This is a genomic window from Streptomyces sp. NPDC007971, assembly GCF_042958635.1.
Taxonomy (GTDB): Bacteria; Actinomycetota; Actinomycetes; order Streptomycetales; family Streptomycetaceae; genus Streptomyces.
Genome location: NZ_JBIBJK010000019.1, coordinates 153,304 through 166,181, shown reverse-complemented (window position 1 = coordinate 166,181; position 12,878 = coordinate 153,304). Strand labels below are relative to the sequence as shown.

The 12,878-nt window shown below is 71.8% G+C and carries 9 protein-coding genes; all 9 read right to left on the bottom strand.

Going from position 1 to position 12,878, the window contains the following annotated elements; all coding sequences use genetic code 11:
* Positions 1 to 3 precede the first annotated feature (3 nt).
* From ACFZCP_RS33775 to asnB, 9 genes are read right to left on the bottom strand one after another with little or no spacing between them, the layout of a single operon-like run.
* Positions 4 to 651: a PIG-L family deacetylase gene (locus ACFZCP_RS33775; RefSeq protein WP_391434983.1), complete on the bottom strand. Its 648-nt coding sequence runs from the start codon at positions 649 to 651 to the stop codon at positions 4 to 6.
* On the bottom strand, positions 648 to 1,469 hold the full coding sequence (locus ACFZCP_RS33770) for a glucose-1-phosphate cytidylyltransferase (protein ID WP_391434980.1): 822 nt from the start codon (positions 1,467 to 1,469) through the stop codon (positions 648 to 650). Before ACFZCP_RS33770 ends, ACFZCP_RS33775 begins: the two co-directional genes overlap by 4 nt.
* Complete coding sequence (locus ACFZCP_RS33765; RefSeq protein ID WP_391434977.1) at positions 1,466 to 2,701, bottom strand: methyltransferase domain-containing protein; 1,236 nt, start codon at positions 2,699 to 2,701, stop codon at positions 1,466 to 1,468. The genes ACFZCP_RS33770 and ACFZCP_RS33765 overlap by 4 nt, the downstream gene beginning before the upstream one ends.
* Entirely contained in the window at positions 2,698 to 4,011 is a 1,314-nt protein-coding gene (locus tag ACFZCP_RS33760; RefSeq protein ID WP_391434974.1) for a glycosyltransferase, read from the bottom strand. The genes ACFZCP_RS33765 and ACFZCP_RS33760 overlap by 4 nt, the downstream gene beginning before the upstream one ends.
* On the bottom strand, positions 3,984 to 5,216 hold the full coding sequence (locus ACFZCP_RS33755) for an O-antigen ligase domain-containing protein (RefSeq protein WP_391434970.1): 1,233 nt from the start codon (positions 5,214 to 5,216) through the stop codon (positions 3,984 to 3,986). Before ACFZCP_RS33755 ends, ACFZCP_RS33760 begins: the two co-directional genes overlap by 28 nt.
* A 1-nt stretch (position 5,217) precedes the next feature.
* A complete protein-coding gene (locus tag ACFZCP_RS33750; protein WP_391434967.1) occupies positions 5,218 to 6,738 on the bottom strand; it encodes a right-handed parallel beta-helix repeat-containing protein in 1,521 nt (506 codons plus the stop codon).
* Between the two features lie 13 nt (positions 6,739 to 6,751).
* Complete coding sequence (locus tag ACFZCP_RS33745; protein ID WP_391434964.1) at positions 6,752 to 8,737, bottom strand: heparinase II/III family protein; 1,986 nt, start codon at positions 8,735 to 8,737, stop codon at positions 6,752 to 6,754.
* Entirely contained in the window at positions 8,734 to 10,923 is a 2,190-nt protein-coding gene (locus ACFZCP_RS33740) for a Gfo/Idh/MocA family oxidoreductase (protein WP_391434961.1), read from the bottom strand. Before ACFZCP_RS33740 ends, ACFZCP_RS33745 begins: the two co-directional genes overlap by 4 nt.
* 17 nt (positions 10,924 to 10,940) lie before the next feature.
* Positions 10,941 to 12,875 (bottom strand): asparagine synthase (glutamine-hydrolyzing), encoded by a 1,935-nt coding sequence (asnB, locus tag ACFZCP_RS33735; RefSeq protein WP_391434958.1) that lies wholly within the window; start codon positions 12,873 to 12,875, stop codon positions 10,941 to 10,943.
* Between the last annotated feature and the right edge of the window lie 3 nt (positions 12,876 to 12,878).

Sequence of the window (12,878 nt, the reverse complement as noted above, 5' to 3'; positions counted from 1 at the left end):
GGTTCATTCCCCCAGGTCGAGAGTGAGTTTGGTGACGGCGAACGCCTCGGCGTAGCGCGCGTTGCTTTCTATGCCGCGGATCCGGGCCAGCCCGAGGAAGGCTTCCCGGTCGTACCAGGGCCGGTGCTGCTGCGAGGGGTAGTGCTCCTGGAGCAGCCGCACCTTTTGTTCGGCGATCTCCGGCGACAGCGGCTGGTACGCCGCCGGACGGCCGAGGTCCCCGTCCCACTTGACGATCTCGTAGCCGAGCACGAGGTGGTCGCGGAACGCGGTGGTCATCAGCTTCGCCAGTCCGCGGTGGTCCTGGTGCGCGTCATCGGTACGCGGGGCCAGCACGAGATCGGGCTCGGTCCCCGCGCGAAGCTCCTCGACCGCGGCCTTGGCCTCGTCCCAGTGCGCGGGCAGCCGGCCGTCCGGCAGCTTGTGCACGGTCAGCCGCAGGTCGGCGCCCGGGCAGAAGGCCGTGAGCGCGGCCCACTCCTCCTGCTCCCGCTCGCTGCCACCACCGGAGAGCACCAGGGCGTCGATGCGGACACCCGGCCGCGCGAGGCACAGCGTCAGCAGCGTGCCGCCGGCGCCGATGGCGATGTCGTCGCAGTGCGCGCCCACCGCGACGATCCGGTCCAGGCGCTCGGCGCCGAGCCGGATCACGCCCTCGCTCCGAAGCCGCTGCCGGTCGCGCCCGCCCCCGCGCCGTCCCGTTCCCACACGGCCCACGGGTGGTCGCCCCGGGCGTAGGCGGCGTCGAGCGCGGCCCGCTCCTTCACGGTGTCGGTCGGCTTCCAGAAGCCACGGTGCTGGTGCGCCACCAGCCGTCCGCGCTTGGCCAGTTGGGCGCAACCGTCGGCGACCAGGTCCCCGTTCTCCGGGATGTGGTCGAAGACCTCCTGGCGGAGAACGAAGTAGCCGCCGTTCTCCCACAATGGCAGTTCGCTCACCGGGGTGATGCCCCCCACCAGGCCGTCCTCGCCCAGGTCCACGCAGTGGAACGAGGACTGCGGCGGCACCACCATCATCGAGGCACCGGCGTCGCGCCCGGCGAACCGGTCGATCATCTCCGGCAGTGGGGCATCGGTGAGCACGTCGGCGTAGTTGGCGAGGAACATCTCGTCGCCGTCCAGATGGTGTCGCACCCGGCGCAGCCGCTCGCCGATCGGCGACTCGATGCCGGTCTGCGCGAACGTGATCGTCCAGTCCGAGATGTCGGTGGAAAGCAGCTCGGTCCGCCCGCCGCGCAGCACGAAGTCGTTGGACGTCGTCTCCTCGTAGCTGAGGAAGAAGTCCTTGATGTGGTGTGCGCCGTATCCGAGACACAGGATGAACTCCGTGTGCCCGAAGTGCGCGTAGTAGCGCATGACGTGCCAGATCAGCGGACGCGGGCCGACCATCGCCATGGGCTTGGGGACGTCGTCCGCGGCACCGCTGCGCATCCGCATCCCGTAACCGCCGCAGAACAGAACGACCTTCATGACCCCACCTCGACGATGCTCAGTTCCGGGACGGGAAAGACCAGTCGGCCGCCCCAGTCGTGCACGAAGGACAACTGCTCGACCAGCTCGGCCCGCAGGTTCCACGGGAGCACGAGGACGTAGTCCGGTCTGTCGGCGGCTATCTGCTCGGGCGGCAGGATCGGGATGCGGGTGCCCGGGGTGAACCGGCCGTGCTTGTAGGGGTTGCGGTCGACGGTGTACGGGAGCAGGTCGGGCCGGATGCCGCAGTGGTTGAGCAGGGTGTTGCCCTTGCCCGGGGCGCCGTAGCCGACGACCGTCTCGCCGCGCTCGGCCGCCTCGACGAGGAACCGCAGCAGGTCCCGGCGCACCTTGGCCACCCGGGCGGAGAACTCGGTGTACCCGGACAGCTCCTGCAGCCCGGCGGCCTTCTCCCGGTCCAGCACGTCGGCCACCCGCTGCGCCGGCTCGCCGGCCGCCTCGACCGGCCGGGCCCACAGCCGGATCGAGCCGCCGTGCGTGGGCAGCAGCTCGACGTCCACGAGCGCGAGTCCGCCGCTGGCCAGCGCCCGGATCGCGGACGCGACCGTGTAGTACTGGAAGTGCTCGTGGTAGATCGTGTCGTACTGGTTCTCCTCGATCAGGGTCAGCAGGTGCTGCACCTCGATGGAGACCCAGCCGTCGTCGGCGACCAGGGCGCGCAGCCCCCGGGTGAACCCGACCACGTCGGGGATGTGCGCGTACACGTTGTTGGCCACGACCAGGTCCGCCGGGCCGTGCTCTTCGCGGACGGCGGCGCCGGTGTCCGGGGAGAGGAACTCCGTGAGCGTGGGCACTCCCGCCTCCTGCGCGGCGGCGCCGACGTTCACCGAGGGCTCGATGCCGAGGCACCGGATCCCGCGGTCCACCACGTGCCTGAGCAGGTACCCGTCGTTGCTCGCCACCTCGACCACGAAGGCGTCGGGGCCGAGCGCGAGCCGCTCCACGGCGTCGGCGACGAAGGTGCGCGCGTGTTCCACCCAGGAGGTCGAGTAGGAGGAGAAGTACGCGTACTCCTTGAACGTCTCCTCCGGCGTGATCAGCGGCGGGATCTGCGCGAGCCAGCACTCGGTGCAGACCCGCAGGTGCAGCGGGTACGCCGGCTCCGGCCGGTCCAGTTGGTCCGCGGCGAGAAAGCTCTCACACGGCGGTGTCGCCCCAAGGTCGACGACGCTCGCCATCGCTTCCGAGCCGCAGAGTCGGCATCGTGTCATCTGCTGTCCCCATCCCCCCTGCTCGCGCGGGCGCCCCGCCGCGAGCCGGTTCTGTCCCCTGCCGGCGGCGGGCTGTCCCCGCCGCCGGACCGACCCGCGATCGCGGAGCGGTATTCATCCACCAGGCGCTCCAGCCCGACGGCCGGGCTGAAACCCTGCTCGTAACGGCGCCGGGCCGCCTGCCCCATCTCCCGGTTGCGGGCCGGCTCGCCCGCGATCCGGCGCATGCAGGACGCGAGCGAGACGGGCTCGCCCGGCCGGTGCAGCAGCCCGGTCACCCCGTCCTCGACGAGTTCGACGAAGGCGCCGTGACCGGCGGCGACGGCCGGGACCCCCGCCGCCATCGCCTCCACGACCACCAGGCCGAACGCCTCCAGCCACGTCGAGGGAGCCACCACGGCGACCGACCGCGCGATGGCCTGCCGGCACTGCGCCTGGTCGTACAGGCCGACGTAGCGCACGTCGTCGCGGCCCGCCGCCCAGGCGGTCACCTCCGGCTCCAGTGGCCCCGCGCCGGCGATCACCAGCGGTACGCCCACGCCGCCGCTCGCGGCGATCTCGTCCCACGCGGCCATGAGCAGCCGCACGCCCTTGGCCTCCGCGAGCCGGCCGAGGTAGAGCAGATGCTCGCCGGCGCCCGATCGCCGGGCGTCCGGGTCGGGCACGAAGTTGTGCTTCACCGCCAGCCGTTCGGCCGGCATGCCGGCCCGCACCAGGACGTCGCGCTGTGCCGCGGAGATGCACAGGAACCGCTCCACGCCGGACCACCACCGCCGCCGGTTGACCGACATGCTGACCGCGAGCGGCACCGTCGCCAGCCGGGAGTTGCGGTAGCAGCCGTGCCGGACGGCGGGCAGCGGCGTGGATCCGACGCACTCGGTGCACGGCCGGCCGTCCCGCTGCAGCGTGCCGGGCGGGCAGACCTGGGTGTAGTTGTGCAGCGTGGCGACGGCGGGCACGCCGGCGTCGGCGCAGGCGGCCAGCACCGCCGGCGACAGGAGCGGGAAGACGTTGTGGACGTGCACCACGTCCGGCCGCTCGGTGCGGAGCCGGGCGGCGAGCTCCGCGCGGACCGCCGGGTTCCACGGCACCAGCAGCGGCACCGCGACCTTGCCCGGCAGGGACCGGGCGGCGATGTCGTCGCTGCGCCGCTCGAACACCTCGACCCGGTGGCCGGCCCCGCGCAGCAGTGCCACCTCCTGGTCGACGACCTTGTTCTCCCCGCTCGGCTGCGCCGACGCGTAGCGGTTGTGCACCACCAGGACGTGAACGCCGTGCATGCTCAGGTCACCTCCGATCTCTGGGCCCATCGCGGAACGCGTCGTCGAGGGACTTCGGGCGCCGGGAGGGGAGGGGCAGCGGCAGGGGGCGCCAGCAGCGAGGCGGCCACGGCCAGATGGAGCAGATACGGTGACGCGTCGCCAAGACCGGCCTCGGTGTACGACGCGATCGCGCAGTAGCTGATCAGGAAGATCGCGCAGGCCCTCGACAGCGACGGTGGACGCAGCAACGCGACGCCGCCCAGCACGACGATGATCGCCGCCACCAGGGCGATGCCGATCATGCCCTGCTCGTTGTAGACGGCCAGCCAGCTGTTGTCGATCGGCAGCCCGCCGAACGACTTGTCGCCCAGGCCCACGCCGAACAGGTACTCCGAGGTCGTCCGGGGTGCCGTCAGCAGAGCGTGCCAGACCTTGGCCCGGCCGGTGAGGCTGGAGAAGTTCTCCTGGCTCTGTCCGCGCAGGAACCATGCCTGCAGCGCGGAGGCGAACCCCACCGCGGCCACCGCGGCGCACAGCACCGCCCAGGTGAAGAACCGGCGGGCGGCGGCGCTGGTCAGGATGAGCGAGCCGATCGCCAACGCCAGCCCGATGAGCAGGCCGAGCGTGGCCGTGCGGGTATGGGTCAGGGCGAGCAGGACGAGTGACGGCACGATGACCACCGCCGCGCTGGTCCTGTCGGTCCGTCGGCCCAGGACGAGCAGCACGGTCAGCCCGGTGATCACCGCGGCGTACTGTCCGATCTGCGGCGGGGTGAGCGGCCACAACGCGCCGACCAGCCGCCCGCCGTAGAGGTCGGGCATGGCCGCGCCCGGTGAGGCGACCAGGCCGGCGGCCACCGACCCGAGCACCGCCAGGTACATCCGGATGTGGTGCCGGACGAACGTCACGCTGCCGTCCCACCAGCGGCTGAGCAGCCACAGCGTGCCGACGAAGAGAGCCAGCCGGAAACAGCGGAACAGCGCACCGAAGCCGGACTCCAGGTTCGCGCTGGAGATCACGCTCTCCACCAGCAGCAGGGTCAGCAGGAACACGAAGGCGCTGGCCCGGATGCGCAGCCGGAGATTGACGGTGAGCGCCAGCGCGAACGCGGCGACCAGCGCGCCCATGGTGACCATCTGGATGAGGGAGCGGGGCAGCGGGACGATGGTCTTCGCCCCGGCGGAGCCGAGCGTGTTGAGGACCAGCAGCCCCCAGACCGTCCCGACGATCTTCGGTGTGTGGTCCGCGCCCATCTCAACCACTGTCCTGGGCGCGGAAGGTGCTGCCCGCGTCCTGCTGGTACGGCATGCCCTGCCACTGCCCGGAGTCGAGGATCCGGCTCGGGTCGTGGGCGACGAACTCCCATGGTCCGACGTAGATGTTGTCGTGCCAGCGGTTGTGCTGCTGGAGGGTGATCGCCTCGGCCACCCGCTCACCCTGGTACGGCGACCAGTCCGGATAGGTGCCGTAGTTGGCCAGTACCGCCATGCGGTCGCACCGGACCGTGCAGTCGACGACGGACTTGTCCAGTACGAAGCGGTTGTGGTGGATGTCCACCCGCTGGGTCCTCCACCGGCAGTCGGCGTAGAGCGGTGCGGTGGCGATCGCCGGCTGTGCGCAGCGGCCGGTCTTCTTCACCAGCAACGTGCAGTCACCGGACGAGGTGTTGGCCGGGCTGTGGCAGAACCGGTCGGCGTTCTCCCACAGGGTGATCCCGGACCAGTTGTTCTCCAGCACGTTCCGGTAGATCTCGATCTTGTCCGTGCGGGCTCGGATCCGTGGTTCACCGCCGGACTCGGACAGGTAGACGGTCGCGAAGGGGAAGTTGTCTCCGCGGTCGGCGTACCTGCGGCCCTCGACCCAGTTGTTCCGCCGGATCGTGTTCTTCCGGATGACCGCGTTGTAGCTGGTCTCGTAGATCAGCGCGGCACCGTCGTTGGCGTCGAGCACGTTGTCCTCGATGAGGAAGTCGTTGTTGTTGGTGTCCGCCCACAACCCGGCTCCGCGGTTGTCGTGCACCCAGTTGCCGCGCACGTCGGCGCCGTTGACGGCCCAGAACTTGACGCCTCCGGTGCAGCCGCAGCCCGGCCGCCGCCGCTCCCAGTCGTCCCTGTTGTTGCCCACGATCTCGTTTCCCTCGACCACCAGGCCGCTGATACGGCCGGTGGCCTTGTACGCGTTCATGCCGTACTGACCGTTGTCGCGCAGGCAGCTGGCGCGGACCTGCTGGCGGGCACCGGCCATCAGCCCGGCGCCGGAGTTGTTCTGGATCGTCGCGTGCTCGATCACCCACCCGTCGGCCGAGTCATGGTTGACCACGCCCTCGTTCTGCGGGGCGGCGAAACCCTGCACGGTCAGAGAGCGGATGGTGACGTCGCGGGCGGTGCCGCCGAACGCGTACTGGTTGGTCTTCCGGCCGTCGAGCACCGCGCCCGGCGCGCCGAGGTAGCTGTCCCCCTCCTTGGGGATGACCTGGGCGTAGCGGTCCGGTTCGAGCCTGTGCCTGCCCGGCCGAAGCCAGAACGTGGTGTGCGGGGGGCTGCTCTTCGTCTTGGCAGCCAGGTCACCGGCCACCTCGGGATCGACCGTCACGGCGCCCGCCGGCGCCTTCGCCGGCCCGGCCGCGGGTTCGGCGCACACCCGGGCCACGGTCGTGGCGTGCGCAGCGGCCGGCTTCGGCCGCGCGCCCGGCGTGCTCTCACAGCCGGTCGCCGCCAGCAGGGTCAGCGCCATCGGTGCCGCCGGCCACGCCCAGTGCCGCCACTTGATCCCCACGCGTCCTTCCTCCCTAGCCGTGGAACCTGAGTACGGTGGTGAACTTTCCGAACAGCGAAGGGCCGTCGGTGAAGCCGGTGCCGACCAGCGTGGTGGCGGGCTCCTTGCGCCCGAAGCCGGCGGAGTACCAGCCCAGCGGCGGGGTGCTCTCGCCGCGATGCGCCCGCCAGCTCAGTTGCCCGGGCAGCTCGAGCTCCGCGGAGCGGTCCTCGCCGTCCCGGGTCCAGGTGAGCTGTGCCCGGTTCCCCACCAGGTCTGCGGCGATCGCCGGGCCGAGGTGGAACGCCAGCTGCACGGCCCGGCGCGGACCGCGCACCTCGTCGACCACCGTCAGCTCCCGGCTCGCGGCCATCAGTTCCACCCGGCGGCGGTGCACGGAGCGCGGGTAACCGTCGTGCTCGGCGCACCAGCGGGCCGTGACCCCGTCGGAGGCGCCGGAGGTGTCCGCGACCAGGACGCGGCTGCGGGCATGCCGGGTCCACAGGAACGGGCCGCCGGAGACGGACTGGTCACCGTCGTCCAGGCGCAGGGTGTTGTGGCCGAGGGTCGAGCGGAAGTACTGCCGCCACTCCGGCTGCCCGTGGTAGCAGAACGTCCCCGGGTCGGCGAGCACGTCGACCCCGTCGTGCCGGACCTCCACAGACAGCGCGTCCGCGTGAGCATGCGCGGCGATGGACAGGAATCCGTGCGGACCACCGTCGCAGCGGCACCAGATCTCCGCCGGACCGCGCAGGATGGTCATGCCCGCGTCGGCGAAATGGGCCGGCCGGCCTGCCGGGCGGGACGCGGCCGGGGCGTCGCCGCTTTCCGGGTACGGCCGGATGAGCGCGGCCAGCAGCGAGGTGCGCACATCGGTGCCGGTCACCGTCGGCCACCAGGCGAGCCGACCGAACACGGCGTCCCCGGTGGCCAGCAGCGAGCCCCAGCGGTCGGTGCCCGCGCCGTCCACGACCAGACCGTGCCCGTCGTCCGCGTCCCCCTGGCGCGGCGGCCGTAACCGGCCGTCCACGACGGCCGCGAGCGCGTCGGTCATCCGCAGCAGCACCAGCCGGATCGACGCGGGGACCGGCACGCCCGCGGTATCCGCCTCGGCCACCGCGGCCAGGCCGAGCTCCAGCACCAGCCCGTGGTACTCGGTGGCCAGCTCGCGGTTGAGGCCGGAGTCGAAGGTGTTGCCCCGCAGATGCCGCTCCAGCGACCGCAGCGCGTCGTCCCGCCAGCGCGCCGAGGAGGGGAACCACCCGAACGCGCAGGCCGCGGCGAGCTGCCCGGCGGCCTCGGCGATGACGTGGTTGTTCGCCGAAGATCCCCGGCTGGGGAAGGCGGCCAGCCAGCGCTGGTGGTGCCAGATCTGGTGGAGCGCCACCGGGTTGCCCTCGAACAGGGCGGCCACGCCCGGCCAGGCGTCGAGCAGTCGGCGGATCCACACCCAGGACAGCAGCCGGATCCCCAGCTCGATGCCGCTGGTCCAGTGCACTCCGCGCAGCGGCGCGTTGCCCGCCCACCACGACCGCAGGTGCTCGGCCACCCGTTCGGCGTACCGCTCGTCCCCGGTGATCGCGTAGGCGGCGGCGAGCTGGGTGAGGTACTGATGCCGGGACAGCTCCCAGATCTGCTTGATGTCCCCGACCGCGTCCTCGTTCCGGTACGGCACGTCGAAGGCGTAGCCCCACGGAGCCCGGCGCCCGGTCTTCGGGTCGTACCACCAGTCCGGGTCGGCCAGGTCGTCGCGGTCCACCCCGAAGTACTCGGCGTGCCCGGCCATCAGACGGTCCGCCTCGGCGATGAGACGTTTCGCGGCGTCCGGTGGCACCGCGGCGATTGTCCCTGCGGGAAGTACCGCGGTGAACCGGGCGCCGGTCACGCGCGGGCAGTCCGGCCTCGCCGACCGCCACCGCCGCCTGCGCACCGCGTCGCCCACCCGGCCGCCGACCTCCCGCGGTCCCATCCGGGAAAGGCGTCGCAGGTACCAGGCCGCACTCCCCGCGGTCACCGTCATCGCGCCCCCGCCAGTGTCACCGGCGCGCCGCCGGCCAGGCCGGCCTGTACGGCGAGGGTGGCCGCCGTGGTGGCGACCAGCGACTGAAGCGGCACCGGCATCGGACCGCCGGTCCGCACGGCCTTGACGAACGCGGCCAGTTCGGCGGACTGGCCCTTGTCCCGGGCCTTGGGCAGCCGAGAACTGACCCACCGCTTGCGGGCGTACACCGAGGCACGGACGAAGTCGTCGAACCGCAGCACCTTGCCGTCCGCGACCACGTCCAGCGTCTCCTTGGGGAAGCCGGGCGCGCCGGTGGTGACGTAGCTGATGGTCGCGGTGGACCCGTCCGGGTAGCGCAGCACGACCTGCAGATCCTCGTCGCCGGACGTGGCGACCGCGTACACCGAGACCGGATCGGCGTCGAGCAGCCAGCTCGCCGTGTCGATGAAGTGTCCGCCCTCGCCGGCGAACCGCGAGCCCTCGGTGCCCTGTCGGAGGTACCAGCTGCCGTGCGCCAGCCGGCCCGCGTTGACCAGGTAGCGCAGGCTCGCCGGACCGGTCCGGGCGCCGAACCGCTTCCTGGCCTCCTGCAGCAGCGGCGCGAACCGGCGGTTGAAGCCCACCTGCAGCCGGTCGTTGCCGGACTCCTCCACCGCCGCCACCACGCCGGCGAGTTCGTCCTCGGTGAGCGCCAACGGCTTCTCCACGAACACCGTCTTGCCGGCCAGCAGCGCCCTGCGGGTCAGTTCGGCGTGCGAGCTGTGCCGGGTGACCACGAACACCGCGTCGATGGACTTGTCGCCGAGCACGGCGTCGAGATCGGTGGTCGCCTGGGCGAAGCCGAACTTCCGCTGCGCGTTGGCCGCGGACAGCGCCGTCGTGGTGACGACGGTCGAGAGCTCGACGCCGTCGCGCTGTGCCAGGTGCGGCAGCAGCATCGACGTCGCGTAGTTTCCCGCGCCGACGAACGCGAGGCGGACCGGCGTCTTGGCGGCCCGGCCCGGGGCGGACACTTCGCCGCTGCGTCGCACCGCGGGCACGGCCACCTCCGGGGCCTGGGCCTCGGCAGCTCGGTCGGGGTGGTCGGGGTACCGGAACAGCACGGCCACGGCCTTCAGGCCGCCGTCCTTCAGACTCCGGTACGTCTCGACGGCGTCGTCGAAGTCGGCGATGTGGGAGACCAGGGGCTCCACGTCGACGCTGCCGCGGGCGACGAGGTCGAGGAAGCACGCCAGGTTGCGGCGCTCGGTCCAGCGCACGTGGCCGATCGGGTAGTCCCGCCCCTCCAGCTCGTACTCCGGGTCGTAGCGCCCGGGGCCGTAACTGCGGGAGAACCGGACGTCCAGCTCCTTCTCGTAGTACGCGTTCCACGGCAGGTCCAGGCGGCACTTGCCGATGTCGACGACCCGGCCGCGGTCCCGGCTCAGCCGCGCGGCCAGCTCGACGGGCTGGTTGCTGCCGCCGCCGGCGGCCAGGTACACCTGGTCCACGCCGTGGCCGTCGGTGAGTTCGGCCACAGCGGCCTCCACGGCCGCCGACTCGGGATCGCCGCAGGCCGCGGCGCCCACGCGCTCGGCGAGCGCGCAGCGCGCCGGGTCGGGGTCGACCCCGACGACGCGGACTCCCGAGGCGGCCAGGAGTTGCACCACCAACTGCCCGATCAGGCCGAGGCCGATGACCAGTGCCACGTCGCCGAGCTGCGGCTCGCCGCGCCGGACGCCCTGCATCGCGATCGACCCGACGGTGCCGAAGGCCGCGTGCCGTGACGCGAGGCCGTCGGGCACCGGAGCGTAGAGGTTCTTCGGCACCCAGTTCAGCTCGGCGTGCAACGCGTGCTCGTTGCCGGCGCAGGCCACGAGGTCGCCGACCTTCACGTCGTCGATCCCGCTGCCGACCTGCTCGACCACCCCGCACAACGAGTAGCCCAGCGGCGTGTAGGAGTCCAGCTTGCCCATCACCTTGCGGTAAGTGGCGGGCACCCCGTTGGTGGCCACGCTCTGCATGACCTTGGCCACCTGGTCCGGCCGGGAGCGGGCCTTGCCCAGCATCGACATGCCGGCCTCGGACACCTTCATGAGCTCGGTCCCGGTGGAGATCAGCGAGTAGGCGCTGCGGACCAGCACACCGCCCGGCTTGCACCCCGGCACCGGCACGTCGAGCAGTGCCAGCTCGCCACTCTTGTAGTTCTGTACAACCTGTTTCACCCGAAGTCCTCTTGTCTCTACGCCGTCACGGGAGAGTTCTGGCCGGCTCCGGAGGTCGCGCCGCGATACCAGTACTCAAGGGTCAGCACATGCCACAGATGCTTGGAGAAGTCCCGCTGCCCGGCGGCGTCCTCGGCGACCATGCGCGCCAGCGCGTCGCGGCGCAGGAGCCCGGAGCCGACGAGCACGCCGTCGTGCACCACCTCGCGCACCAGCGGCGCCAGGTCCCGGCTCATCCAGGCGCGCAGCGGGGCGCTGAACAGGCCCTTGGGCCGGTAGACGATCTCCCGGGGCAGGATCGAGGTCGCCGCCTCCTTGAGGACGGCCTTGCCCTGCCGTCCGACGATCTTGCGGTCGCCGGGCACGGCGAACGCCGCCCTGACCACCTCGACATCCACGTACGGCACGCGCACCTCGGTCGACGCGGCCATGCTCGACCGGTCCGTGTACGCGAGGTTCAGGCCCGGCAGGAACATCCGGGCGTCGCCCAGGCACATGCGGTTGACGAAGTCGTCAAGGTCGTTGTCCTGGTAGATGTCCGCATGCTCGGTCAGCACGTCCTCGACCGCAGGGGCCAGGTCCGGATCGATCAGGGCGAGCAGTTCGTCCTGGTCGTACATCGTGTAGCTGCGCCGGAACGCGGTCTCCTCGGGCAGATCGGCGAAGGAGAGGAACCGCTTCGCGAAGCGCACCGACCGGTACCCCCGGCGGGCCGTGGCGACCGGCAGCCGGTCCACGGCCCGGGACACCCCGCGCCGCAGGAGCCGCGGGACGCGCTGGTAGCGCAGCGCGATCAGGTTGGCCAGGTGCTTGCGGTAACCGGCGAACAACTCGTCGGCTCCCATCCCCGAGAGCATCACCTTGACGCCGGCCTCCCGCGCGGCCGAACAGATCAGGAACGTGTTGATCGCGGCGGGATCGCCGATCGGCTCGTCCAGGTGGTACGTCATCTGCGGCAGCAGGTCGAGCACGTTCGGAGCGATCTCGATCTCGTGCAGGTCGACGCCGAACCGCTCGGCGACCTGCCGGGCGTAGCGCAGGTCGTCCGGCATCGCCTCGAACCTGGCGTCCTCGGCGCGGAATCCGATCGTGTACGCGGAGATCCCGGGTCGGTCGCGGGCCGCCAGCGCGGTCAGATAGCTGGAGTCGAGACCGCCGGAGAGGAAGGTCGCCACGGGTACGTCGGAGAGCAGGTGCCGCCGGGTCGACTCCTCGACTACTTCAGCGATGTCCGGGCGCTCTCCGGCCCGGGCCCGCTCCCGGCCCTCGGCGGCGACGTCCTTCAGGTGCCAGTACCGGCCGCGCTCCATCCGGCCGTCGGGCCGGCACCGCAGCCAGCTCCCCGGAGGCAGCTTCTCCGCTTCGCGGAACGCGCACCGTGAGTCCGGCACCCAGTAGTACAGCAGCGAGGCCACCAGCGCCGCACGGTCCACCTCCAGCGACCCGCCGGTGGCGGCGGCGAGCGCCTTGAGCTCGGAGGCGAACACCAGACCCGTACCGCGCCGGAGCAGGAACAGCGGCTTGATGCCCAACTGGTCGCGGGCGAGCACCAGTTCACCGGTTCGCTCGTCGAAGATCCCGAACGCGAACATGCCGCGCAGCCGGGGCAGGCAGTCCGTTCCCCAGCGCCGCCAGGCCTCCAGCAGCACCTCGGTGTCGGAAGTACCCCGGAAGCGCACCCCGGCGGCCGCCAACTCGGCACGCAGTTGCGGCGCGTTGTACAGCTCGCCGTTGTACGTCAGGACGAGGCCGTCCGAGACCATCGGCTGGGCGCCGGTCTCGGACAGGTCGATGATGGCCAGCCTGCGGTGCCCGAGGTGCACTTCGCCGTCACCGGCGCGGTGGCTGTACCGGCCCGCCCCGTCCGGACCGCGGTGGGCGAGGGTGTCGGTGAGCCGGTCGGTCACGGCCTTCCCGTCCGGCCATCGGTACGTGCCTGCGATGCCACACATGTC

What these genes read in the sequence shown, in the direction of transcription:
- ACFZCP_RS33770 (WP_391434980.1), bottom strand. Translation starts at nt 1,469, where the DNA reads ATGAAGGTCGTTCTGTTCTGCGGCGGTTACGGGATGCGGATGCGCAGC.
- ACFZCP_RS33765 (WP_391434977.1), bottom strand. Translation starts at nt 2,701, where the DNA reads ATGACACGATGCCGACTCTGCGGCTCGGAAGCGATGGCGAGCGTCGTC.
- ACFZCP_RS33760 (WP_391434974.1), bottom strand. Translation starts at nt 4,011, where the DNA reads ATGGGCCCAGAGATCGGAGGTGACCTGAGCATGCACGGCGTTCACGTC.
- ACFZCP_RS33755 (WP_391434970.1), bottom strand. Translation starts at nt 5,216, where the DNA reads ATGGGCGCGGACCACACACCGAAGATCGTCGGGACGGTCTGGGGGCTG.
- ACFZCP_RS33745 (WP_391434964.1), bottom strand. Translation starts at nt 8,737, where the DNA reads ATGACGGTGACCGCGGGGAGTGCGGCCTGGTACCTGCGACGCCTTTCC.
- asnB (WP_391434958.1), bottom strand. Translation starts at nt 12,875, where the DNA reads ATGTGTGGCATCGCAGGCACGTACCGATGGCCGGACGGGAAGGCCGTG.